21 protein-coding genes are annotated in these 23,650 nt (G+C 49.5%); 4 read left to right on the forward strand and 17 right to left on the reverse strand.

What is annotated here, in order from left to right:
• Positions 1-52: 52 nt before the first annotated feature.
• From F459_RS0102580 to F459_RS0102600, 5 genes are all read right to left on the reverse strand, one after another.
• Complete coding sequence (locus F459_RS0102580) at positions 53-1,528, reverse strand: rhamnulokinase (RefSeq protein ID WP_020611174.1); 1,476 nt, start codon at positions 1,526-1,528, stop codon at positions 53-55.
• A 13-nt stretch (positions 1,529-1,541) separates the two neighbouring features.
• Positions 1,542-2,519 carry an ABC transporter permease gene (locus F459_RS0102585; protein WP_020611175.1) on the reverse strand — a complete coding sequence of 326 codons (978 nt, stop codon included), beginning with the start codon at positions 2,517-2,519 and terminating at the stop codon, positions 1,542-1,544.
• On the reverse strand, positions 2,519-3,526 hold the full coding sequence (locus F459_RS0102590) for an ABC transporter permease (RefSeq protein WP_020611176.1): 1,008 nt from the start codon (positions 3,524-3,526) through the stop codon (positions 2,519-2,521). The genes F459_RS0102585 and F459_RS0102590 overlap by 1 nt, the downstream gene beginning before the upstream one ends.
• A 19-nt stretch (positions 3,527-3,545) precedes the next feature.
• Positions 3,546-5,048, reverse strand: coding sequence for a sugar ABC transporter ATP-binding protein (locus tag F459_RS0102595; protein ID WP_020611177.1), 1,503 nt, complete (start codon positions 5,046-5,048; stop codon positions 3,546-3,548).
• Between the two features lie 75 nt (positions 5,049-5,123).
• Positions 5,124-6,116 (reverse strand): autoinducer 2 ABC transporter substrate-binding protein, encoded by a 993-nt coding sequence (locus tag F459_RS0102600; protein ID WP_020611178.1) that lies wholly within the window; start codon positions 6,114-6,116, stop codon positions 5,124-5,126.
• 212 nt (positions 6,117-6,328) lie between these two features.
• Between F459_RS0102600 and F459_RS0102605 the strand changes: the two genes are divergently transcribed.
• On the forward strand, positions 6,329-7,093 hold the full coding sequence (locus F459_RS0102605; protein WP_020611179.1) for a DeoR/GlpR family DNA-binding transcription regulator: 765 nt from the start codon (positions 6,329-6,331) through the stop codon (positions 7,091-7,093).
• 50 nt (positions 7,094-7,143) lie between these two features.
• On the opposite strand, the gene gpmI is transcribed toward F459_RS0102605, so the two are convergent.
• Genes gpmI through F459_RS0102625 form a run of 4 tightly spaced genes read right to left on the reverse strand, consistent with a single transcriptional unit; the run spans position 7,144 to position 11,828 of the window.
• Positions 7,144-8,796 carry a 2,3-bisphosphoglycerate-independent phosphoglycerate mutase gene (gene gpmI / locus F459_RS0102610; protein WP_020611180.1) on the reverse strand — a complete coding sequence of 551 codons (1,653 nt, stop codon included), beginning with the start codon at positions 8,794-8,796 and terminating at the stop codon, positions 7,144-7,146.
• A 37-nt stretch (positions 8,797-8,833) separates the two neighbouring features.
• The gene (locus tag F459_RS0102615) at positions 8,834-9,790 is read right to left on the reverse strand and encodes a cation diffusion facilitator family transporter (RefSeq protein WP_020611181.1); all 957 of its coding nucleotides are present in this window, start codon (positions 9,788-9,790) and stop codon (positions 8,834-8,836) included.
• A gap of 2 nt (positions 9,791-9,792) precedes the next feature.
• Positions 9,793-11,571, reverse strand: coding sequence for an aminopeptidase P family protein (locus F459_RS0102620; RefSeq protein ID WP_020611182.1), 1,779 nt, complete (start codon positions 11,569-11,571; stop codon positions 9,793-9,795).
• Between the two features lie 2 nt (positions 11,572-11,573).
• The gene (locus F459_RS0102625; RefSeq protein ID WP_020611183.1) at positions 11,574-11,828 is read right to left on the reverse strand and encodes a hypothetical protein; all 255 of its coding nucleotides are present in this window, start codon (positions 11,826-11,828) and stop codon (positions 11,574-11,576) included.
• A gap of 72 nt (positions 11,829-11,900) precedes the next feature.
• Between F459_RS0102625 and F459_RS0102630 the strand changes: the two genes are divergently transcribed.
• Entirely contained in the window at positions 11,901-13,001 is a 1,101-nt protein-coding gene (locus tag F459_RS0102630) for an adenylate/guanylate cyclase domain-containing protein (RefSeq protein ID WP_020611184.1), read from the forward strand.
• On the opposite strand, the gene F459_RS0102635 is transcribed toward F459_RS0102630, so the two are convergent.
• From F459_RS0102635 to F459_RS0102670, 8 genes are all read right to left on the reverse strand, one after another.
• A complete protein-coding gene (locus tag F459_RS0102635; protein WP_020611185.1) occupies positions 12,998-13,492 on the reverse strand; it encodes a YkgJ family cysteine cluster protein in 495 nt (164 codons plus the stop codon). The genes F459_RS0102630 and F459_RS0102635 overlap by 4 nt on opposite strands.
• Positions 13,493-13,719: 227 nt before the next feature.
• Complete coding sequence (locus F459_RS0102640) at positions 13,720-15,387, reverse strand: ankyrin repeat domain-containing protein (protein ID WP_020611186.1); 1,668 nt, start codon at positions 15,385-15,387, stop codon at positions 13,720-13,722.
• The gene (locus tag F459_RS0102645; RefSeq protein WP_020611187.1) at positions 15,380-16,483 is read right to left on the reverse strand and encodes a hypothetical protein; all 1,104 of its coding nucleotides are present in this window, start codon (positions 16,481-16,483) and stop codon (positions 15,380-15,382) included. Before F459_RS0102645 ends, F459_RS0102640 begins: the two co-directional genes overlap by 8 nt.
• A 64-nt stretch (positions 16,484-16,547) precedes the next feature.
• Positions 16,548-17,741: an acetylornithine deacetylase gene (gene argE / locus F459_RS0102650; RefSeq protein ID WP_245540059.1), complete on the reverse strand. Its 1,194-nt coding sequence runs from the start codon at positions 17,739-17,741 to the stop codon at positions 16,548-16,550.
• Positions 17,742-17,750: 9 nt separating this feature from the next.
• Positions 17,751-18,380 (reverse strand): TetR/AcrR family transcriptional regulator, encoded by a 630-nt coding sequence (locus F459_RS0102655; RefSeq protein ID WP_020611189.1) that lies wholly within the window; start codon positions 18,378-18,380, stop codon positions 17,751-17,753.
• Positions 18,381-18,443: 63 nt separating this feature from the next.
• The gene (locus tag F459_RS0102660) at positions 18,444-19,655 is read right to left on the reverse strand and encodes an NRAMP family divalent metal transporter (protein WP_020611190.1); all 1,212 of its coding nucleotides are present in this window, start codon (positions 19,653-19,655) and stop codon (positions 18,444-18,446) included.
• 12 nt (positions 19,656-19,667) lie between these two features.
• Entirely contained in the window at positions 19,668-20,726 is a 1,059-nt protein-coding gene (locus tag F459_RS0102665) for a dihydrodipicolinate synthase family protein (protein ID WP_020611191.1), read from the reverse strand.
• An 11-nt stretch (positions 20,727-20,737) separates the two neighbouring features.
• A complete protein-coding gene (locus F459_RS0102670; protein ID WP_070415620.1) occupies positions 20,738-21,790 on the reverse strand; it encodes an NAD-dependent epimerase/dehydratase family protein in 1,053 nt (350 codons plus the stop codon).
• 169 nt (positions 21,791-21,959) lie between these two features.
• On the opposite strand from F459_RS0102670, the gene F459_RS0102675 reads away from it, so the two are divergent.
• Both F459_RS0102675 and F459_RS0102680 read left to right on the forward strand, forming a co-directional pair.
• Positions 21,960-22,901: a metal ABC transporter solute-binding protein, Zn/Mn family gene (locus F459_RS0102675; protein WP_020611193.1), complete on the forward strand. Its 942-nt coding sequence runs from the start codon at positions 21,960-21,962 to the stop codon at positions 22,899-22,901.
• On the forward strand, positions 22,901-23,650 hold the full coding sequence (locus tag F459_RS0102680) for a metal ABC transporter ATP-binding protein (protein WP_020611194.1): 750 nt from the start codon (positions 22,901-22,903) through the stop codon (positions 23,648-23,650). The genes F459_RS0102675 and F459_RS0102680 overlap by 1 nt, the downstream gene beginning before the upstream one ends.

A 23,650-nucleotide genomic window follows, 5' to 3' on the forward strand; every position in this document is an offset into this window, starting at 1 on the left:
ATAGGCAGCTATCGGAAAAGTGCTATTGGGGGGATGTACGGAGGCCTCGAGTTCAGGGGTTTAAAAGCCTTTCGTAGCGCTGGTAGAGTCTATCCCTACCTTCCTTTGGTTCGAAGTGCAGAGGCTGTACCGAATCGGAAACGATCTTGCGGATATCCGTAAGTCCAAGTCCCGGTACATGGTGCATGAGCTGTACAGCAATAGTCCCAAGAGAAGTTGCCTCAACAGGGCCGGCAACCACCGGTTTACCGGAAATATCGGCCGTCATTTGGTTCAGATGATCATTTCTGCAACCCCCGCCGATGATATGAATAACAGGATATTCGGTACCGGTTATTTTCTCAATGTCGCAAATGGTAGCTCCGTAGTTACAGGCAAGGGATGCATAAATTCCAGCCAAAATGTTATCGAGTTTCTTTTCACCGGTAAGTACCTGGAGGGCCTGAATCATGCTGTCGGGATTATACAGAGAAGGATGGTTGGGATCGAAAAGCGGGATCTTTTCGTCTCCGAGAAAAGCAGCGGCCTTCAGAGAAAGATCCACAACCTCATCCCAAGCGAAACGACGATTTTCCCGCATCTCAAGCTCGTTTTTAACATTCTGAAGGATGTGCATTCCTGCGGAATTCTTGAGGAGAGTAATCGTGCCACAAGCTCCCCCCTCGTTGGCCAATTCGCAGTTATAGACCTCGTCGTTGATCAAAGGTGTAGAAAGCTCGGTACCGATGAGAGACCAGGTACCCGAACTGATAAAGGCAAAGGGCCCTTCAAGAGAGGGCACCGTTACCACCGCAGCAGCCGTGTCATGGCTGGGAACAGCGACAAAGGGCAGCGGAGCAATATCCAAATAGTCGGCAATGTCCTGGCGGAGCATGCCGCGCACCGTACCATGGCCGACAACAGGGGGCATGATCCCCTTTTTGATCCCCGCAATATCGAACAGGCTGTCGTCAAACCTACCCGAACGCATATTCATCAATTGAGTGGTCGAGGCGATGGATGTTTCGGTATTAAAGCTCCCTGTAAAAAGAAAGTTAAGGAGATCGGGGGTCAACATCATTTTTTCTGCAAGGCGGTAATATTCGGGAAGATGGTCCCGAATCCCCACAAGCTGATAAACGGAATTCATGGGATGATTTTGAATTCCGCTCTGTTCGAACATCTTTTTTCTGCTCTCTTCGCCGAGGGTCCCAAGCCCCAGAGCCCCCAGTTCGTTGCGATAGCAGAGGGGATTACCAAGAAGCTGGCCGGAAGGGCCGAAAAGCCCGAAATCTATCCCCCAGGTTGAGATGGCAGCAGAAGCCACCGTACCGCCGGCAGCGGCAACCGCCTGTTTCAGGCCTTGCTGCATTTGAGAAAAAATATGCAGGATATCCCAGTAATCGTACCCCTCGACTCGAACCGTTCCGTTGGGAACCTGCTGAATAACCTCTACTTCAATATTCGTGCCGTCGAAGTGTCCCAGTACCGTTCTGATTGATGAGTTTCCGCAATCAAATCCGACGCAATGTATCTCTTTTCCGCTCATGAAAAGGCTCCTTTCATCCTTGAGTCCGCAGCAGGCGTTCCCTGCGTTTATCACTGTAGTAATTTACGACCATTACCAAAATCATTACGAAACCCCAGATCGCAATGGTCATAAACGAACTCACCCTTAGCAGGTTGAGGCCGCTGGATATAATCTGTAATGTAACAAGCGAGAGGATAAGCCCGGAAACCCGTCCAAAACCTCCCTCGCTACTAACCCCGCCAAGGACAGCGGCAAGAATGGTTACAAGCAAATAAGAAGCACCGTAACCCGCCTTGGCAGAATTAAAACGGCTTATCATAATAAGCGCCGCGAACCCGGAAAGCAGCCCGGAAACAAGATAAGTCCGCAAGATGATACCGGCATTGTTCCCACCATAAAAGTGAGTAGCGACATCATTCGAACCATACATGTAAATATTAAATCCGGTTGGTGTACGATTCAAGAAAATAGCCATAATGACTGCGAGCATTCCAAAAAGGAGAAGTGGAAACGGAATTCCCAAAAGCATCCCGTTTCCGATAAAGCGAACCGCTGGCGGAAAACCGGAGATGACATACCCCTTTGTTAAAACGATAGTTATGCCGTTTACGAGGGTCATCGTACCCAAAGTGGTAAGAATGGGAGCAACACCGATATACGCAATTAATACTCCGTTTAACAACCCGACAAGTAATGCGGCTGCAATTGCCCCTAGCAGAGCAACCATAACCAGCCATCCGGGAGCCTGAACTCCGCCAAACTTCGGAATCGTAAGAATCATCGCGGCAACAATACCGGCGAGATCGGCAGTGGCGATAATGGAAAGATTTATACCACCCGTAAGCATAACAATCATCATGGCAAGCGACAGAACCCCCAACTCAGGAAGCTGAAAAGCCATACCTTGAAAGTTTCCGGCTCGCAGAAAATCTCGAGGATTGAGCACCGTCATAAACACAAAAGAGAGAACCATGATGATGGTCAAAACCCTCAATTCTTTCCGTTTCATTATGCGGCCTCCTCTTTTTCGATATCGATAACAGCCTGGTGATATCCTTTTTTCCCTTGCCAGGAGGTAAATCCGACACTAATGAGAATAACTGCACCGATAAAGACGTCGTACCAAACGGCCGGGATCTTGACGAGGGTCATTCCGTTTTTGACGACGGCAATAAGAAAAACTCCCAACAGGGTTCCACCGACACTCCCGAAACCACCGGAAAGGCTTGCGCCGCCAAGCACAACCGCGGCAATGACATCCAACTCCTTTCCGACTATGGAGTTCGGTGCAACGGTTTGTACAAGCAACGCCTGAATTACACCGGCAATCCCGGCCATCATACCCATAAAGGAATAAACAAAAATCTGAAGCCGTCTTACAGGGAAACCGACCCGCTCGGCCGAGCCTATATCACCGCCAATGGCGTAGATACCCCGACCAAGTATCGTATAACGGAGGAGAAAAAAAGCCAAAACGGTAATCACTGCCCAGAAAAGGGTAATGACCGAAAGCCCATAGGGCGTTCCGGCCCTGGAGACAAGGGTAAAAACTCTAATATCGGCAAAGGCGCGAAACCATTCGGGAAGGGCATAGATCCACTTCCCGCCGGTTATCACCGTAAGGATTCCATAGTAAAAATTCATGGTGGCAATGGTCGTTATGATAGGGGCAATCTTAAACTTTGAGATGAGAAAGCCGTTAAAGGCTCCCAGCAGGAGGCCTACCAGAGTGGCAAGGAGCAATGATGTAATCATATTTCCGCCCAATTTGATACTCACTACCGCCATCACATACTCAGCAACGGTCGCCGTGGCGGCAAATGAAATATCAATCCCTCCGGAGATCAAAACAAAAAGAATCCCGATGGCCAGAACACCCATGAAAGAATAGCTTTTCAAAAGATCGAATCCATTCTCCAAGGTAAGAAAATTCGGATTTACCACGGTGATGGCAGCAGAGAGAATAAGAATAACCACCAATACATGGAATTCATGGGTTTTCATGAAACGTTTCATACTCGTCATCCCTATATCCCTATATACTTTGCGATTCGATGAAGGCCTGAATCTCTTCTTCACTGGCCTCGGTTGTATCAAAGGACCCGATAATACGCCCTTTATGCATCACGAAAATTCTCGAACAATTGTTCAGCACCTCGGAAATCTCATCTGAAATGATGATGACACCCATTCCCTCCCGTGCCAGTTTTTTTATCGTCGTATGGATACTGCTTTTTGCAGAAACATCTATACCGACGGTCGGGTTATCAAGAATAAAGAGTCGGGGTTCGGTAGCTATCCATTTTCCGAGAACAATCCGCTGCTGATTCCCGCCGGATAGGGTCTTTACCGGTGCATCCAGAGAAGGCACTTTAATTTTTAGCGTCTCAACCCAATAGGCAACGGTCTCATGCAGCTTTTTGGTATCGATAAGTGAAGTTTTCCCCTGAAGACGATCGATAATGGTCGCCACCAGGTTTCGGGAAACCGACTGGTCCATTACCAGTCCCTGATGGATCCGATCCTCCGGCACATAAGCAATCCCATGGTGTTTGGCAGTTTCAACCGAATCAATCGAAACCTCCTCACCGTTCATCTCCATCCGCCCCGAGTCTGCAGGATGAAAACCGAAAATAGAAAGAGCAAGTTCACTCCTGCCAGAACCTAAAAGCCCTGTTATGCCGACTATTTCTCCTGAATAGATCTCCAGACTTACATTACAAAAACTATGATTCCTGGAAAAATTTTCCAGTCGAAGAATGGGTTTCCCATTACGGTCAGGAGATATATGATAGGGCTCATACACAGAGGTCTCTCCTGTCATAAGAAATTCTAATTTTTTATCATCAATTGTTTTGCCGTCGTATGTACCGATTAATGTCCCGTCTCTGAGAACTGTAACACGTTCTGCAATCTGCATTACTTCGTTAAGTTTATGGCTAATAAACAGGCTGGCAATCCCCTTGTTTTTTAGCTCAATGACAACACGCAAAAGGGCATCAATCTCCTTCTTCGTCAGGGCTGTAGTAGGTTCATCCATAATCAACAACCGAACATCCCCAGTAAGAGCCCTGCAAATAGCCACTAACTGCTGGTCTGCCATGGAGAGTTCACCTACTCTGGCATCCAAAGGGATAGAAATCCCAATCCTGTTCATGGCCTTTGTGGCCGTCGTTTCAGCACGCTTCCAATCCATGAGACATCGCCGTTGGGCAATATTGCTACTCACAGCAATATTTTCCGCCACTGTTAAATTCGGGAAAAGCGAAAGGTCCTGATAGATTACCTCTACACCATGGCTAATGGCCGTCCGAGAGCTATGCTGATCCAGCAGTTCTCCATCCATGATGATTTCTGCTCCCGCTTCGGGAGCTACAACTCCGGAAATAATCTTAACTAATGTCGACTTTCCCGAACCATTCGTACCAGCCAGACAATGTATTTCACCGCGAGCGATGGAAAAATCTACCCCGTCCAGAGCACGAACCCCAGCATACACTTTTGTAATCTGCTTCATTGAAAGAAAAAGTGTTTCCATAACTCCTCTACTTTCGCTTGTAAAAACCGGCGTCGCAGAATACGGCGCCGGTAATAAGAAAAACAGCCGACCAAATCAGAAACCGAAACTGTCAACATTTTCCTTTGTGATATCAGCCATGGCATCAACCTTGATAACATCCCCATCCACTACAACGGCACCGATTCCGGGAATCTCTTTCAAGTCGGCAAGACTACCGCCGTCAAGAAGATACTTTGCCACGTAAGTCAGAGAGTAGCCGGCATCCTTCGGATCCCAGAGAACACCATGGCTCATGGATCCATCCTTCAAATAGGGCGCAGCATGTCCGGGAATGACGTTTCCGACAACGGCGACCTTTCCAGCCAGGCCTTTTTCTTTCAAGGCCTGAGCAGCTCCCGGAGGTCCCAGACTTCCGAAACCGATGATACCCTTCAAATCCGGATACGTTTTCAGCAGCTCAAGCGTCTTTTGCTTGGCAAGTTCCTGGTCCTCACCACAGGGAATCCGGCTGGTTACCAGCTCGAGCCCCGGGTAGTGCTCCTTTGCATATTTAAGGCCTTCATCTGCCCAAAGGTTATGAAGGGGGACGGTAAGGCCGCCTACAAAAATGGCGTATTGTCCTTTATCACCCATGTATTTAACAAGCATATCCCAGGTATGGCGACCAAATTCCACATTATCGATAAGCTCGATATCAACATCTTTACCCGCCTGATCAGGTGATTCATGGGTCAGGATTAATATGCCCTTCTCTCTAGCCTTCTGGAACACAGGTTCGAGAGCGGTGGCATCATTTGGTGTAATACAGATGGCGTCAACCCCTTTACTTATCAAGTCTTCCACCATCTTTACCTGCTGAGCAGGGTCTGCATCGGATGGACCAATTTGGTAAGCATTCACGTCAAGATCTTTGGCAGCTGCATCAACTCCTTCTTCAAGACGATTGAACCAAGGAATTCCCGTGATCTTTACGACTGTTACAATCTCATACTTATTCGCATCTGCGGCATCCTTTTGCCCACCTGCGAAAAGATGCAATGGCAACAGTACAAGAACGATCACGATAATAAGAACGATCTTCTTCATGGCTCCTCCTTGTATACCTGAAAAATCAGGTCATATTTATGTTACTTTTTTAACATTGATTGTTAATTTTAGAACGCTATATTCCTTAGGTCAAGGAATATTTTATTATATGCTCCGGCATATGACAATTTTTATCTATAGTTCACATCATTGTGTGATAATAACATCAAACTTCCTTTATCCAGTCGTCCTTTTCGTGTATACTATACGGCATGAACAGCAGCCTGCGGCGCGGACATCTCATCGACTATCTGAAAAACAGTCGTTCGGCGACGATTCAAGAGCTTGCCGAGCACTTTGAGGTTTCCCATATGACCATTAGAAGGGATCTCGAGAAACTTATCGAAAATCAGCCAATTAAAATCATCCATGGAGGAGTCATCTACCAGGAGTCTGAGCAGGGAGATCACTACTCAATCATCAAAGCCAGGACGCACATGCTTGAAGCGAAAAAAAAGATCGCAAAGAAAGCAGCATCCCTCGTCGAAGCGGACGACATCATTATTATAGACGCAGGTTCGACCGGTGAGCTCATTGCCGAATTTCTGCCTAAGGACAAGCCTATTACGATAATCTGCTACGCGCTTAATATTGCAACAGTGGTTAGCAAGCGTGCAAACTGTACTCTTATCCTTACCGGCGGCTGTTATCACGGAAGTTCCATGGTCTTTGAAAGCGAAGAGGGGCTTAGCCTGATTAAACGTAACCGGGCAAAAAAAGCGTTCGTTACCGCCAGTGGGATCAGTGCAAAGCTGGGGATTACCTGTTCTAATTTTTTCGAAAGCACAACGAAACGGATTGCACTAAAATCATCCCTCACGACGATTTTAGTCGCCGACTCATCAAAATTTGGTGAAATACAGAATGGTTATTTTTCCGACCTTTCCGATTTTGATATCATCATTACCGATGAAGGTCTTCCTCCGGAATTCAGAAAGGAAATTGCACGATTGGAAAAAACCCTCTATATCGAATAAAAAATGGCGGACAACGGCCCGCCATTTCATGCTTACGTAAAAAGTGGATATCACCAGGTAAAAACACTTGTATCGTAATCTCCGGGGGCCTGAAAGCCAAGGAGTTCGATACAGGTCGCTGCAAGGCTTGAAATTCCCAAACCGGAACGCAGTTCCTTTGCATACTCTCCCTTATAACCGGGATCGTAGACTATACAGGGAACGGGATTGAGACTGTGGCTTGTCTTCGCCTGGGGTTTTCCATTCGCTTTCGTTTTAACGGCACCGCTTTTTTTGTCGTGTTCGAACATATCGTCGCTGTTGCCGTGATCAGCCGAGATGACCATCACCCCGCCGGCCTTTTCAATCGCCTTTTTCAAACGCCCAAGGGAAAGGTCCAGGGCTTCCATAGAACAAAGGACTGCTTCATAGATGCCGGTATGGCCGACCATATCACCATTCGGATAGTTCAATTTGATAAAGCGATAGGTACCCTTCTCGATCTCTTCAATGACCCGGTCGGTGATTTCGGCAGCCTTCATCCAGGGGCGTTCTTCGAAAGGAACCCGATCAGAGGGAATTTCCACATACTCTTCCAACTCGTCGCTGAATTTACCGCTTCTGTTTCCGTTAAAGAAATAGGTAACGTGACCGAACTTCTGGGTCTCGCTTATGGAGAACATCTTCACTCCCGAAGCTGCGAGATACTCGGCCATGGTTTTATCGATGGAGGGAGGGGAGACAAGATACTGTTTCGGAACATGAAGATCACCATCATACTCCATCATCCCGGCATATTCGACTTTCGGAACCCTGACACGGTCGAATTCGGAAAAGTCGTCGCCGGCCTCAAAGGCCTTGGTGATCTCAAGCGCACGATCTCCTCTGAAATTGAAAAGGATAAAGCTGTCGCCGTCTTCAACGGATCCAACAGCCTTTCCCCCTTCTGCGATCACAAAGGGAGGAAGGTCCTGATCGATGGCACCGGTTTCCTTGCGAAGGGTCTCGATGGCTTCATGAGCATTGGCAAACTGTCGGCCTTCTCCCAGAACATGGATCTGCCAGCCGCGGTGGACCATCTCCCAGTCGGCGTTGTAGCGATCCATGGTGATCTTCATCCTTCCGCCGCCGGAGGCGATCTTTGCATCAAAGCCAGCGTCGGAAAGGGAAGCAAGATAATCGGCAAAGGGATCAAAATAGTCCAGCGCGCTGGTCTCTCCCACATCCCTTCCGTCAAGTAACGCATGGACCCTAACTCGTTTTACGCCGTCCGCTTTTGCCCGTGCAACCATTGCTTTCAGATGATTGATGTGACTATGTACATTACCGTCGGACAACAATCCAAGAAAATGGAGGGTCCCTCCGCTCTTTTTGACATTCTCCGTCAACTTCTTCCACGTCTCGCCGGTAAACATCTCTCCCGATTCAATGGCCCCGTTTACACGTTTTGCACCTTGAGCAAAGACCCGGCCAGCGCCGATGGCATTGTGACCGACCTCACTATTTCCCATATCATCATCACTGGGAAGGCCGACGGCGGTCCCGTGGGCCTTTAACTTCGTCATAGGGTAGGACGCCATCAATTCGTCCAAAACCTCGGTATGGGCCGCTGCTACGGCATCTCCTTCCGTATACTTCCCGAAACCGACTCCGTCCATAATTACCAAAACAACCGGACCCTTTCTCCCTGAAAAGGCCGGATTAGCTTTCAAAGCTTCTACCATAGATCCTGCTCCTTGTTCTGTTTTCTGTAATATCTTACTATTTTCCAGAGGTTTCAAGGCTTTGGCGGGACAGACCGAATCGTTCTTTCTTTTCCAGATTCCCCAAGGGTTCGACATGAACCTGCACATCGTAGACATTCTTCAGCTGCAGATGTATTGCCCTCTCAACCGCTCTGGCAATTTCGTGCCCCTCGGCAACGGAAATCGCTCCGTCGACCTCGATATCGAGATCAATGATGCAAGCATTCCCAAGCTTTCTGATACGTGCCTTATGAGGGTTGCCGGCTCCTTTCACGGTTCCCACCGCATCAAAGAGACGCCGATACAGATCGGGATTATCGAGACCATCCATCAATTCATCCCCCGCTTCCATGAAAATCGAAAAGGCAACCTTCATGATCCAGAGGCTCACCAGAAGGGCGATGATCGAATCGAGAAAAGCAATACCGGAGAGCAAGGTCGCACCGATACCGGCAAACACACCGAGGCTGATCACCACATCTCCGGTCATATTACGGGCATCGGCCATGAGCATAGGACTGTCTATAGATCTGCCGACCCGCAGTTTGTAAAAGGCAAGAAGGGATTTCCCTACAACCGAGACTAAGGCAACCATGGCTGCGGGGAATTCAGGTAAGGAGCGAGAAACGCCGGAGAAAAGAGAACGAAGCGTCGAAAGTGCAAGCTGGGCCCCGGCAAAAAAAATAAGAAAGCCGAGAATCTTTGTAGCCACGGTCTCGGCCCTGGCATGGCCGTAGGGATGCTCATTGTCGGGAGGACGCTCAACAATCCCCGCAGTGAGGAGCGATACAAAAGAGGTAACAACATCCGTCGCCGAGTCGATGCCATCCCCGACAAGGGCAAGACTTCCGGAAAAAAAACCAACGGTTACTTTCAAGGCGGACAGCAAACCGTTACCCAGAATGCCGACCCAGCTCGCCCGCCTGATCATGCGGATACGAAAATCGCTGGGTTTTCGCCCCTTTTCTTTCATAGTTAAACAACTCCCGTCTTAGCTGCAAGAAACGACCGCTCCTGCGGATTGAGCTCCGAAGATAGAAGCTCGAAAACCCAGGCGTGATAGCGATCGACCCATTGCCGTTCCCCTTCGGTAAGAAGAGAAACATCGATAAGCTTACGCTCAAAGGGAAAGGGAGTCAGGGTTTCAAAGCCCAAAAAGCGCCCGAAAGGCGTATTAAACTTTTCCACGGCCAGAATTAGATTTTCGATCCGAATCCCGTGCTTTCCTTCTCGGTATACTCCCGGCTCGTTGGAACAGACCATACCCGGCTCTATAGGGACAGGCAGCAACCTGGTTGAAATCGATTGAGGGCCTTCATGCACCCCGAGGAATGCACCAACCCCGTGGCCTGTCCCATGTCCATAGTTCAAACCGGCTTCCCACATCGGCCGCCGGGCCATGGCATCGAGCCTTGCGCCGACGGTACCTATCGGAAAAATTGCGGTTGCAAGGGAGATGTGGGCTTTTAAGACCGTTGTATAATCAAAGATCTCTTCCTCCGTCGCCTTTCCGACGGCAAAGACCCTGGTAATATCGGTGGTGCCTTCAATATATTGTCCCCCGGAATCGATAAGCAACAGCCCTCTTCCCGTGACGGGAATTGCACTCTCTTTGGTCGCGCTATAATGAACAATCGCACCATGCTCGGCAAAGCCCACAATCGGGGCAAAGCTTTCTCCCACAAATCCAGGCATTCGGCTTCGTTCCTCATACAAAAGCGAAGCCACGGAAATTTCGTCTCCGTCCCCTCGTTCGAGCATCCGTTCAAGTCGCATCCAGAAGCGAATCAAAGCAACCCCGTCCTTACGAAGGGCATGGCGAAAGCCTTCCACCTCTACCGCTTCCTTTCTGGCCTTCAAAGCGGCAACCGGACTCTGTTCCTCTACAATTCTAACCCCTGGAGAAAGTGCGCCCTTCAGGGCCATCGAAAAAGAGGCAGGGTCGACGAAAAGAGCGCCATCGAATTCCCGAAGCATCTCACCGACTGCTTCATACGCCTTCAAGGTAATGTGCTCCTCTGCAAGCAGCTCTTCCAGTTCTTTCGAAACAGCATGAATATCTGCAAAAAGGAGAGTATCCGTTTCCCGAATCAGCAAATAGGAAAAGAAAAACGGATTGTATGCGATATCACTTCCCCGAAGGTTGAGAACCCAGGCAATCTCATCGAGAGCGGAAAGAAACATGGCATCCGCACCGACATTCTTTGTGGCATCACGCAAAAGTGCAATCTTCTGCTCCCTCGATTTACCTACATAGTGGAGGTCGATAGCATACATGGGCTCAGAGGGTCGGGCCGGACGATCGGTCCAAAGGTCGTTAAGGAGAGATTCGAATGAAACGAGGGCTATTCCCTTGGCGCCCAGGGTATGGGAAAGCCGGCGTTCAGAGGCAACGGAAAGGGTTTGATAATCCACACCGACCCGGGCTCCGGGGCTGAGTTTTGAAATCAGCCAGTCGGAGAGAGAAGGGACGGAAGGGTCACCATCGGCCATCAAAACAACACCGCTGCCGTCAAGTTGGTCCGCGGCCTGAAGCCAGTAGCGACTGTCGGTCCAGAGCGCAGCCTCTGTTTCGGTAACAACGACCGTCCCGGCGGAACCGGTGAAGCCGCTAATCCAGAGCCGATCTTTCCAACGGGGCGCGGCGTATTCACTTTGGTGAGGGTCGGTACCGAAAAAGACAACAGCCTGCAATGCCCTCTCCTCCATCTTCCTTCGCAGAGCGGAAAGCCGCGGATGAACAGGATTATTCATGGCTACCGTCTCCTTCCGATAGAACCGATATGTACACCCATGCTTGCCCCGAACAATCCGGAAAGCAAAATTTCATTCCGAATGTGGTCAAGCCCGGTTACCGCCCGACTTAGAGAGACAAGAGCATTCTTGGCCCCCCCAAAGAGTTGATCCACCGGCACATAACTTCCGGTCACCCCGCTTTTTCCAAAAACAAAATAACCTGCGACAATGCCAGCCAGTGCACCAATCAGCAGCGAAAGAATAAAACGTTTCATGTTCTCTCCTTTTTTTCGATTGTATCCGAGAAAAGATGAATTTTCCACCGGAAGTATGATACCATCTCCAACATGGAAGGTACGATTCTTATTGTTTCCAACTTACCAATTGATACCACAAAAATCAGAAGATATCTTGCAGAAAATAAGATTGGTGATTTTGATGTGGTAAAGGTAGAAACCGAGGCCGCCGCAGAAGAGATATTCTATGGTGGAGGCGGAGTCGATTGTATCGTCGCACAGTCGGAGATGGCAGGAACCGTCGCCCTGTTGAAAGAAATGAAGCAGGATGAGATGTTTCGTCATGTCCCTATTCTCCTCATCACCAAAGGAAATGAAACAAAGCTTATCGATGAGGTGTACGACAGTGGTTTCGATGCGCATATCGTCTACACCGACATACATCGTCTTCCGCAGAGGATACGTCCGCTTATTGTCATGAATGTCATGTACCGGAACATGATGAAACAGGTCGGCGACCTCCATGAAAAGGCAATCAGTGATTTTATTCTTCTTGATCTGATCAAGAACTATATTCCGAAAACAATCTGGGATATCGCGAAAACCTTTGCACACGAACAGAAGATATCCATTCCGGAAGAAGAGCTGGACCTCACCATCGTATTTGCCGACATCAAGGGCTTCACGGCTATGACCCAGCATATGGAACCGAGGCAGGTCGTCTCTATCCTGAATACGGTCTTTGAAGTCGCAGCAAAACATATCTATCAAAATCATGGTGATATCGACAAATATATTGGAGATGCTTTTTTCGCCGTTTTTACAAAGGCTCAAGAGGCCGTCACGGCCATGACGGCAATGCAGGACGAACTGGAACAGGTTAACCTGCAACGAAAAAACCAGGAACATCCCCCTGTACAATTCCGTGTAGGTATTCATTCGGGGCCTATCATCCGCGGAAATGTCGGTGGTCATGATCGTTACGACAATACCTTGATCGGCGATACGGTCAATACCGCAAGCCGTCTCGAACATATAGCACCTGCCGGCGGTATCGTTATCAGTGAGGAGACCAGAGCACGTATCGGCATCACCTTACCCGAGTCCTGTAAAAGTGAAACCGAACTGCGCGGCAGAGATTCGAAGATCACCGTCTACGATGCGTTTTCGTTTCTCAGGTCGAACCTCCTGGAGCCTCAGAAAAAGTCCTAACCGTAGCGCTCCTCCAGCCCCTGAAACACCAATGCAACAATTGGACAGAAGCGTGTGTTTACGAGAGAAATTTTGAGTAGGCCCCTGGCGTGTTTGTCGTCGGTATGCGGATACTCCCTGCACGCCTTTGGCCGTCGATCGTAAAGGAGACAACGATTATCCGCCAGCAAAAAAGGGCAGGGATGTTCACGAAATACAAGATCCCCATCCTCGTCCCTGATCAGATACGTAGCTTCAAATGCCGAAGGCTTCATGGAAAGCGCTTTTCCCAATCGCTGTATATCGGTATCAGTAAGTCGCGGACCTACTACCGCACAGCAATGTGCACACTTAAGGCAGTCGATGCGCCTGAAAGCTTCATCGTGAAGTTCCTGCATAACCGCCGCAAGCTCTTTCGGTGCCACGCGCCGCAGTTTTCGTACAAGGTCCCGATAAAGACGACCACGACTTTCCGCCGTCTGGATCAAGATACGGTATTCAGGATCCATCATCACCCTTTTCCTCCCACGCTTTTTTTACTATCTTGATCATAATAGGAAGGTGCCATGCAATATCGCTCCATATTACAACAGATTAAAAAAGAGGGAATGGTTGATAAAGCATCCATCGCCGAAAAGCAAGAAACTACGGTGGCTATGATCGAAATGCTCCTCACTGAATTGGAACGACTCGGGTACCTGCAACGAGATGCCCTTGCCCGCTGCAGCGGAGCCTGTACTCATTGCTCTTCGGGCTGTACCTTTGCCCATGTCGGGCTGCCGCAAAACTTCTGGACCATAACAAACAAGGGCGAACGCCTCATATCCTGAAAGACAGGAGAGAGGTCAAGAGGACTCTTGCCTGCAATATCCCGGTTTTCGGGAGAGGCCCCCTTTTCCAACAGCAATTTCGCAACAGCAAGGTAATCATGCCGTGCCGCCCAATGAAGGGCACTCCTTCCCCGTATATCCGGCAAATCCACATTCACTCCGGCCCGAAGCAGGGTAAGAACACACCAGACATCACCACCTGAAGCGGCCTCAATTAATGGAGTGGAACCATCCTTGGTCAGGTAATCCCCATGGGCCCGTGCAAGCAGTACATCCTCCAGCAGTCGAGCATCCCCCTGCTCAACAGCATAGTCGACGGCCCGTTTTCCCGAAGGACCAGAGGCATCGGGATTTACCCCAAGAGAAATAAAAAGCTTCAACAGCGCTTCCCGCCGCGGATCATCCCGATCGAAATCGAGAAATATCTTATGCCAAAAGGGTTCGCCATGAGAGTCGGGGAAGTGAATGCTACCGGTCTCTCTTACGATAGTTTGGAGTTCCAGTCGTAATAGCGATACATCTCCAACATGGAGCAACTCAGAAAGAACTGCCAAACGGTGGGAGTCTAGAAGAGTATCCTCCGCTGGAAATTGTAGGGTGGAGAGGAGAGAAGACGCTTCGCCCAACAGGAGGTCCCCATCTGCTGCGGGATGAGAGGAATCGACCATGGAGAAAAGCGATACAACGAAAAGCTGATCCCCCTGTTTGAGATAAAGACGACCTTCTGCGCCGGTCTCTACACCATCGGGAGCAGAGAAAAAGGGCTGAAACCAGATAGTATCGGCAAAGAAATCTCCCACGGCGACCTTTTTTGCAATGGCAAACGGCATTCCCGGTCGCAGAGGAAGATAGGTATCGTTTCCATTGACCGCCTTCTCCATACGGACCTTGATACAGCTTGCCATGGCAATCGGGTCCCGACGAATATCATAGCCCGGACCGACCCGTTTTCGATCATATCCCAGCCCCCGAAGAAATCCCTCATCCCCATATACCAAGGTCCGAGCCAAGGGGGTCGATCCTGAAGGCAGGAGCTTCCAGGCAACATCGGGCAGAAGAATCGAAACGCCGTCCCCCAGTCCACGTCGTTTTAGAAAGGTGGGAAAGGGGAAAAAGCGAGGCACCGCCTTTTTCATGTCTTCCTGGTTGTCAATCGCAAGAAAGGCGTTTAGGATCGCCCTATTTCTTTCGTTAACAGAATCATTACCCAACCTTTTTCCAAAGGCGGATTCGGCAAGTGCCCACCCCTTCTCAGTGAGAAAGGAGACACACGACATATAGATCATTGAGGAAAATCCGGTTCCCTCCCCGGTAAACCAGCGATGCGGCATGGGAAGGGCCTTCCCCTCATTACAGGCCTCAATCCAGGCGCGGACACGGGCCCCATCGTAGAGAAGGGTTATGTCGGCAAGGGGCGGATAGGGAATCTCATAGCGGTCATGCACCTGTACTATAGCTTGAGATAGTTCCTCCATCGACAAGGGAGAGGGACGATGATTCTCGGGAAGCGAAAAGCCCCAGCCGGAAAAGCAAAGAAGAAGGAGCGCCACGGCAGCCCCTCTTTGCAGCTCAACCATCGGCAGGCTCCATGATCCTGGCGACAAACTCGGTACGCTTCTGGGTCAACATCGCTTCGGAAGCAAGGATATCATCCTCCATCCCCTTCCAACGACGCAAAAGCGCAGACAGCTTCATCTTGATTGGTTCCGGGGCGTCATAGACGGGAAACCGACCGGGAAGCAGGGCAAGATACCACCCCTGAAAGATCCACATGGTTGCCACCCTGTTTCGGTAGATCAAAAGATCAAACTCACTACCTTGTTCGGGGTCCGGAGCATTGTCCTCGGCTCCCTGTATCATTTGGTCCAAACCGTCGATAAACGACTCAAAGTTTTCCTGTTGGGAAAGCAGGGTCTGGTAACGGGTATCAAGGAATTTCATCATCCGCTGATCGATACCGTAGCCAAGCATCATAACGCTGTCCATCTGATCCCGAAAAAAGGAATCGGCGAGAAAAAATTCGGCGCCCTCCAGAGTTTTATCCGAAGCATCAAGGTAAAATTCGATGACAGAATCCTGCACCATCAAGGCGTCACGGATGTAAAGAAACTCCTCGGAAAGGTTTCTTCCGTTAATAAACTGGACGATGCTGTTGTGGTTGGCGTCGTAGAATTGCTTCAAAAGATTTGCAAACTGTGCAACGGCAACAGCGGTTGCTACGCCTTCCTCATCGAATGCCCGCTTCGAGAGGACAAGGCGAATCGTCTCATCATTGCCATCAGGGGTGAATTTCGGCTCAATGACGGGAAAAAGCGATGGGAAATCATCCCCCGCAGCATAGGTGCCAATTGAAAAAGCCCCTTCAGCAAAGGCTTTTGTACCGTAATCGCGGGCGTCTATCAGATAGGGATGGGGATCTTCGTCTTTATCAAGGTAGTCGCCCAAAACCGAAAAAAGTTCTTGAGCCCGTTGCTCCTCTAAAGGCGAAAAAGAATCCTCCAACGCACCAGAAGGAAAGAATCTCACATCAAAAAGAGGGTAGACGGAAGTAACAAGGGTATCGAAATGTTCCTTGTACAGGGCCTCCAGTCCGGGATCGGCCCAAAGAGGTGAGCTAAGGCACAAAAAAAGTCCCAAACAAATCAACAAGATGATTCTGCGTTTTTTCTCCATATGCTAAGTGTAACAGGTATAGGGACCCTTACAAACGGACTTTTTTAAATTCTATCCATTTCTATCAGAGCTTCGACAACAGAGCACAGCAGTCAACAAGTTGCTGTTTTTCGATGTATTCATTCTTCCCGTGGGCCCTGTCAATCGAACCCGGTCCCCAGATCAAGGAGGGAATCCCGGCCTGGTCATATTTCCCCGCCTCGGTACCAAACGCGACGGTTGTAGCAGGTTGGGGAATTTTGTTACCTGCGACCATCATGGCTTGATAATAGCCATATGCCATAGAGGCCTTCGGGCTAAGCCCGGGAAGAAAGGAGTCGAGCCGATGGGTAAACACCAACTTCTTTCCGTTAGGGAGTGTCTCTGACAGGTGGCGGGAAAAGTCTTCAATATGTTGCAGGTATTGCTGGGGGTCCTCCCAGGGAAGGGCCCGTGCCTCCCAGCCCAATTCACACTGCTCTGCCACGACGTTGATTGCCGTTCCCCCATGAATGGTCCCAAGGGAAATGGTTGAATAGGGGGGATCGAAACGCCGGGCTTCCGGGTCCTGGGAACTCCGGCTTTGTATCTCTCCGGCAAATCTCTGAAGTTCGGCAATAAGATGATTTGCCCCATAGATGGCGTTTGCCCCGGAGGCAGGACGGCTGGAATGGGCGGATACACCTTTAACGGTGGTGATATAGCGTGATGCACTTTTATGTCCGTCTGCGGGCTGCAGCAAGGTAGGCTCTCCAACAAGCACCGCATCGGGACGGGGGAGGCAAGAACCCAATTCGGCGATAAGATCGTCGACGCCAATACATCCGATCTCCTCGTCATAGGTAAAGGCAAGATGAATCGGCTCCTTATCGCAACCCGATCGTTCTTCGATCCAGAGAGGGACCAGCGCAAGAATAGCGGCAAGAAAACCCTTCATATCGCAGGCACCCCGTCCATACAGCCTCTCTTCCCCACACACCTGGCGGGGAGTCAGTACAAAGGGGTCCGAATCCCAGCCTGCGCCGGATGCGGGGACAATATCGGTATGCCCGGAGAGCAGCACGCCTCCATCCCGGCTTTCCCCTAGGGTCACGAAAAGATTATTACTGTGCGAACGACCGGCGGAGACCTGCTTGGGGGATAAACCATACGAAACAAGGTAATCGGCAATGTATGTGATGATATCCGCATTATCCGAACCGCTTACACTTCTGAAGGAAACGAGATCCGACAAAATGCGCAGCAATTCCCGGGAAATCTTTTCCAATTGTTGTTCCATGAACATATATCATTTTCCATTAAGCATCTTTGTTGCTTCTTCAATCATCCCCTCAACAACATCATTGTTGGTGAGGTTTATCGAGAGGGACTGGCTCATGGTGCACCTATTCGAAGCATAGAAAAACGAAACGGCAGTGATGACGAACATATAGGTCTCGAAAGAGACCTCACGAGAGAAGGATCCCAGCTCCTGCCCCCTTGCATAGAGTCTACGCAAATGTTTATAAGGCCTTTCTTTGAATCCCTTTACCTTTTCCGTATGTTTTCCATCAAGCATATTTTCCCACACGAAGATCTTCCAGAATTCCGAATGTTCCTGATGAAAATGCACATACCGTTTCAATATGATTCCGGTGAGGGATGGGATATCCTCATCGGTTAGGTCCATAAACTGTTCATCAACTTCGATGATAAGCATATAGGTACGTTTCCATACCTCGATGAAAAGGTCTTCTTTGCTGCCGAAATAGGCGTAGATGCGTTCCTTATTGCTCTTAGCCTTTTTCGCAATATTATCTACACGTGCACCGTGAAACCCCGACTTGGCAAATTCCTCTACCGCGGCCTTGAAAATACGTTCCTTTGTGTCCCTGCTCCGTTTTTGCATGACAATCCCATCGGATTCAAATTTTAGCATTGATATAAAGAGCAATACCAGTACGTATTGCTCTTTATATGCTAATCCCGACCGCATTCTAACTCAACCGATGAAGGCCATCAATTGGTTATAGGAGAGATAACTTATCCAGAGGATGGCCAGCACGGCGATGACATTGGTAACAGGTTTGTTGGTATGCTCCTGCAACACGTCTTTGTTGTTTCCAAGAAGCAGGAGCACGATGGCAACCAACGGCCCTCCCAGAATTGTCGAGGCCTGGGCAACCACGAGCACCTCTATGGGGTTCGTCTTCAGTATCACGGCAAGGGTGGTGCTGAAAAGTAGAAGCAAGGTTGTAAATACCTTCACGGAAATGTCGTTGAGGCTTTTACCAAGCCCGAAGCCGTCGGAAAGGAACATCCCGCCGAGAACGGCATTTGAGACAAAGGAAGAAAAGGAGGCTGCCAATAGCCCAAAGAGGAAAAGCAATTTTGCCAAAGGCCCCAGCAGCGGCTCAAGCTGGATTGCCATGTCAACGGCGCTCTTGACCCCGATACCCCGCGGTGCAAGAACCGCCGCCGATGTAATCATGATAAGGGCCGCCAGGCCACACAAAATGACGATTCCTATGGTCGCATCCCGCTGTGCTTTTTTTAGAAACGCAGCACTCCATCCCTTTCCCTGTACCAGGTAGGCCTGATATGCGGCAGCTGCAATGCTAAAACTTGTTGCGGATATGGCAATGACGAGGCCCCATATTTTAGGCTGAGAAGGAACAAGCCCTAAGGCTATCTTTCCAACACTGGGAGCAGCCATAAAGACGTTCGCTATGAAGGCAACAATCATAATCACAACCAAGGTCATCATCACCTTTTCGAGCAGCTTGTAAAAATCCCGCGATATCCAAATAAAGAGAAGGGCAATAATGGTAAAAATCGGTGCCCACAGCATCATGCCACCACCGAACATTGCATCCATTGCAAGGCCAACACCGATATTGTTCCCTGTCTGGAAGCCCCCCGCAATAAGAAATACGCTCAAGCCGACCACCACTGCCAGAACAGGATGCTGTTTTGTTCTGACGATGTTTAAGAGTGAATCATCATTCAGACAACCGATCCTTGCAGCCATTCTGGTAAATGTCGCCATGAAAACCCCTGCGATAACAACTGCCCAAAGCACGCTATATTCCATCAGCGCGCCGGATTTGCTGCTTACCGTGATGCTTCCCGGGCCAAGGACCGTGGCGGCTGTTATCACCCCCGGTCCAAGTAAGAAGGCCAATCGAGATATCCCTTTTTCCTTTTTATCCATAGATTCCCCCTTTTAGTTTGTTAGCCATTGGTCAATATGTAATGATATAAATGCATCATCCTGGAGTTCAGGATATGCACCAATCACCCTTTCAATCTCTCCCATCTGGGACGGTGATAGTTCCAAAGAAGGATCAAGGCAACGTCTCGATTCAAGAAGCCCCTGCCGGCGAAGGATCTCATAGACCCCTGGGATTACCCCGGCGAAATCGTTCTGTGCATCGAAAATAGCGGCATTTGCATCGGTAATCTTTTGGGCCCGTTCCAGCAGCTCAAAAGGGATATCCGAGCCCTCTGCCTTAAGCTTCTTGATCTCCTCAAGTAGTTCCACCGCCTTGCTGGTCCAGACACACCAGTGTCCCAACAGACCGCCGGAAAAGCGTAGTGCCCTACCCGCTTTCTCTGAACACGGGTAGGATGAAAGCAGATCGAAAACAATGCTATCATCGTTTCCTGTGTACAAAGCGACCTCATGGCCGCGCCCTGCCTCCGAGATTCCCTGAACAACATCGAGGGTTTTATAGCGGTTGAAGGGCGCCACCTTAATGCCAAGCACATTGGGAATCGACGCAAAGTCTTTCCAGAACTCGCGAGACAGGGGAATACCGCCGACCGCAGGCTGCAGATAAAATCCGAACAAGGGGATCTCGTTTGCAACCTTTCTGCAATGTTCAAGGATGCTATCGGAGCTCTTTCCCTTGAAAGTTGCAAGACTAAGAAGCCCAAGATCGAAACCCTTTTCTCTGAGAAGTCCGGCCTCCAAAACGGCAGCCTCCGTATTTCCACAAACACCACCGATCTTTAGTATCTGCCGTCCTTTTTTTGCAGCGTAAGAGGAAATTTCCCCGGAAACGAAGGTGAGGAAGTCCCGGAAAAAGTCAGGCCGTTCCCGAATCTCAAACTGCGTGGTATGGACTGCAGCTGCAATCCCTCCTACCCCGGAATCGATGTAGTAGCGGAGCAGGGCGCGTTGATGCAAGGGATCAAATGTACCATCTTCATGCAAGGCAAGGGGAATTGCCGGAATAGCCATTCCCTGGAAAAGCAGACGACGAATTTCTTTCATGTTCATAAGGTCCGCTCCTAGAATATCCCGTTTCGGGAGGCAAAATGGGTCGGTTTATCAAGGGAAGCCCCCCCGATCTCCAGCCAATGGGCAATCCACTTCACCATTGTCAAAAGACTCACATGCGGGTAACCAAAAAGAGAAGCGGCATACGAAGCATTGTTCAGCAAGGCGGTACCACCTTCCTCCCCCTCGAGCCTCAATGGTCTGTTGAAAAGTCGGCTAAAAAGCTCTGCCACATACCTGATAGAGACTGTTTCGGGCCCGGTAATATTGATGATATTCGCTGGTGATGTGCAGTGAGCAAAGGAAAGCAGGGTTTGGTTGATGACGTCTCCCTGCCATATCACGTTTACGTTTCCCATGGAAAGGTCTATAACCTCCTGGTTTTTCACCTTTTCTCCAATCTCCCGCAGCACACCGTAGCGAAGATCAATTGCATAGTTGAGGCGCAGAATGGAGATCGGAGTCTCATTCTTTTTGCTGTAATACTGGAAAATCCGTTCCCGTCCGAGGGCGCTTATTGCATATTCTCCTTGGGGATGAAGGGTATCGGCCTCTATAGAACCGCCGCAGTTGACGGGAACCAGGCCGTATACGTTTCCCGTTGAGTAGACGACAATAGCACTATCGGCATAGCGCCTTGCTACATAATCGGGAACAAGGGTGTTCATTGCCCAGGTTTCCTCTTCCGAGCCGCAGGTCCCGAATTTTTTACCGACCATAAACACAACGTTTTTTGCATCGGGAAGCTGCTTTACCGCAGCAGGATCGGAAAGATCACAACTGATGGTCTCTATTCCCTTCTCTTCGAGTTGTGTCCTTTTCTCCGGATTACTAAAACGAGAGACCCCGATGATCCGCCTCGGTACGCCTGCAGCTATAGATGCCTTTTTTGCAGCCAGTGCCAACTGAACACCAATCTTGCCCCCAACCCCCAAAATTATGAGGTCGCCCTCCAAGTTTTTTTGAAAGTCGATAAGCGGCTTCGATGGCAGACTCATGAGATCATCCAGCTCCTCTTCGGATTCAATGTATTCAGGGAGTCTCTCCCTTTTCAGATACGACATAAGCATTACTCTCCAACCAACTAGTTGGTTTTATTATATGGTTGAATTACAAGTGTTGTCAACTATTTTTGACCGAAAGAAAACATACGTGAAACACACATACTCCGGAAATTGACAAACCTCTTCATTTATCCTATATTTTGATTATTCAAACTAAGGAGTTTTAAGAATGAAAAATATACTACGTATATTGCTGATGCTCGGAATCGCATCATTCTTTTTCGGATGCGGAAACCAAAAAGAAGGAACGAAGAGTGCAGACGATGGAGAAAAGAAGCTTTCGGTAGTCGCAACCATCGGCATGATCGGCGATGTTGCACAAAAGATCGGTGGTGAGAGGATCTCCGTCTATTCAATGATGGGGCCGGGGGTGGACCCTCACCTTTATAAGGCAAAGGCTGGCGACCTCGAACGGTTGAACAAGGCGGATCTTGTCCTCTACAACGGCATTCACCTTGAGGCAAAGATGGCCGATGTACTTGAGAAACTATCCGAGCGTAAGAATATCATAGCGGTCTCGCGGTCAATCCCCGAAGACCAGCTTATCACCATAGAAGGGGCCCATGACCCCCATATCTGGTTTGACGTCAAAAACTGGATCCGCGCATCGGAAGAGATACGTGATGCACTTATTCACACCGATCCTCAAGGCGAACGACGCTACAGAGAACAACAGAAGGCGTACAAGGAAGAGCTGGAAGAACTCGATGCCTATGTGATAAAACGCGCCGAGGAAGTAACGAAGGAACAACGCATCCTGATTACCGCGCACGACGCATTCAACTACTTTGGCAGGGCCTATGGATTTGAGGTCAGGGGTTTGCAGGGAATCAGTACCGTCGACGAGGCGGGAACCGGCGATGTACGGGCACTTGCAGATTTTATTGCGGAAAAGAAAATCGGAGCACTTTTCGTCGAGTCTTCGGTTTCCCCCAAAAGTATCAAAGCGCTGCAGGCAGCGGTCCGCGACCGGGGATGGGATGTAAAGATAGGCGGAGAGCTGTTTTCCGATGCCATGGGAACACTCGGCACGCCCGAGGGGACCTATATTGGTATGGTCAAGCACAATATCGATACCATTGTTGCAGGATTAACGATCACGGAGGAATGATGATGCAGCAACGCTGGGCTATTGAGGCGGAAGATGTAACAATCGCGTATCATGATAAACCGGTAGTCTGGGATGTCGACCTGCGGATCCCTGTAGGGGTGATGATGGCAATCATCGGCCCCAACGGGGCAGGAAAATCAACATTACTTAAAGGGCTGCTTGGGTTGATTCCTCTTACCGCAGGACAGGTTTCCATTTTTGGAAAGCCTTACTCTCGACAGAGAAAACTCGTGGGCTATGTCCCTCAGCGTACCGCTGTTGACTGGGATTTTCCAACGACGGTTTTGGATGTGGTGCTGATGGGGAGCTACGGAAAATTGGGCTGGATAAAACGGCCGGGACAAGAGGAACATTTTCAGGCGATAGAGGCACTGGAAAAGGTTGGAATGAAGGATTTTGCCGACCGTCAGATCAGCCAACTCTCCGGCGGACAACAGCAGAGGGTCTTTCTTGCTCGAGCACTCATACAAGATGCCGAAATATACCTAATGGACGAACCCTTTCAGGGTGTAGACGCCTCCACCGAACGTGCCATCATCGCCTTATTGAAGGATTTAAGGAACCGGGGAAAGACTGTCGTAGCAGTACACCACGACTTACAGACGGTAAGCGATTATTTCGACTGGGTCACCCTTCTGAATGTACGCAGAATAGCAGGAGGAACGGTAGCAGAGGCTTTCACCACCGAAAATCTTCGTAAGGCCTACGGCGGACGTCTATCATTCTTGGATGACGCCAAGGAGCAGTAG

The sequence above is a fragment of the Sediminispirochaeta bajacaliforniensis DSM 16054 genome (assembly GCF_000378205.1).
Lineage (GTDB): Bacteria > Spirochaetota > Spirochaetia > DSM-16054 > Sediminispirochaetaceae > Sediminispirochaeta > Sediminispirochaeta bajacaliforniensis.

Bases quoted from the DNA above. Each gene is read 5' to 3' on its own strand.
- F459_RS0102590 (WP_020611176.1), bottom strand. From the start codon at position 3,526: ATGAAACGTTTCATGAAAACCCATGAATTCCATGTATTGGTGGTTATT.
- F459_RS0102630 (WP_020611184.1), top strand. From the start codon at position 11,901: ATGGAAGGTACGATTCTTATTGTTTCCAACTTACCAATTGATACCACA.
- F459_RS0102640 (WP_020611186.1), bottom strand. From the start codon at position 15,387: ATGGTTGAGCTGCAAAGAGGGGCTGCCGTGGCGCTCCTTCTTCTTTGC.
- F459_RS0102660 (WP_020611190.1), bottom strand. From the start codon at position 19,655: ATGGATAAAAAGGAAAAAGGGATATCTCGATTGGCCTTCTTACTTGGA.
- argE (WP_245540059.1), bottom strand. From the start codon at position 17,741: ATGGAACAACAATTGGAAAAGATTTCCCGGGAATTGCTGCGCATTTTG.
- F459_RS0102665 (WP_020611191.1), bottom strand. From the start codon at position 20,726: ATGAACATGAAAGAAATTCGTCGTCTGCTTTTCCAGGGAATGGCTATT.
- F459_RS0102615 (WP_020611181.1), bottom strand. From the start codon at position 9,790: ATGAAAGAAAAGGGGCGAAAACCCAGCGATTTTCGTATCCGCATGATC.
- F459_RS0102670 (WP_070415620.1), bottom strand. From the start codon at position 21,790: ATGTCGTATCTGAAAAGGGAGAGACTCCCTGAATACATTGAATCCGAA.
- F459_RS0102580 (WP_020611174.1), bottom strand. From the start codon at position 1,528: ATGAGCGGAAAAGAGATACATTGCGTCGGATTTGATTGCGGAAACTCA.
- F459_RS0102675 (WP_020611193.1), top strand. From the start codon at position 21,960: ATGAAAAATATACTACGTATATTGCTGATGCTCGGAATCGCATCATTC.
- F459_RS0102595 (WP_020611177.1), bottom strand. From the start codon at position 5,048: ATGGAAACACTTTTTCTTTCAATGAAGCAGATTACAAAAGTGTATGCT.
- F459_RS0102585 (WP_020611175.1), bottom strand. From the start codon at position 2,519: ATGAAACGGAAAGAATTGAGGGTTTTGACCATCATCATGGTTCTCTCT.
- F459_RS0102645 (WP_020611187.1), bottom strand. From the start codon at position 16,483: ATGGAGAAAAAACGCAGAATCATCTTGTTGATTTGTTTGGGACTTTTT.
- F459_RS0102680 (WP_020611194.1), top strand. From the start codon at position 22,901: ATGATGCAGCAACGCTGGGCTATTGAGGCGGAAGATGTAACAATCGCG.
- F459_RS0102635 (WP_020611185.1), bottom strand. From the start codon at position 13,492: ATGATGGATCCTGAATACCGTATCTTGATCCAGACGGCGGAAAGTCGT.
- F459_RS0102600 (WP_020611178.1), bottom strand. From the start codon at position 6,116: ATGAAGAAGATCGTTCTTATTATCGTGATCGTTCTTGTACTGTTGCCA.
- F459_RS0102605 (WP_020611179.1), top strand. From the start codon at position 6,329: ATGAACAGCAGCCTGCGGCGCGGACATCTCATCGACTATCTGAAAAAC.
- gpmI (WP_020611180.1), bottom strand. From the start codon at position 8,796: ATGGTAGAAGCTTTGAAAGCTAATCCGGCCTTTTCAGGGAGAAAGGGT.
- F459_RS0102625 (WP_020611183.1), bottom strand. From the start codon at position 11,828: ATGAAACGTTTTATTCTTTCGCTGCTGATTGGTGCACTGGCTGGCATT.
- F459_RS0102655 (WP_020611189.1), bottom strand. From the start codon at position 18,380: ATGCTAAAATTTGAATCCGATGGGATTGTCATGCAAAAACGGAGCAGG.
- F459_RS0102620 (WP_020611182.1), bottom strand. From the start codon at position 11,571: ATGAATAATCCTGTTCATCCGCGGCTTTCCGCTCTGCGAAGGAAGATG.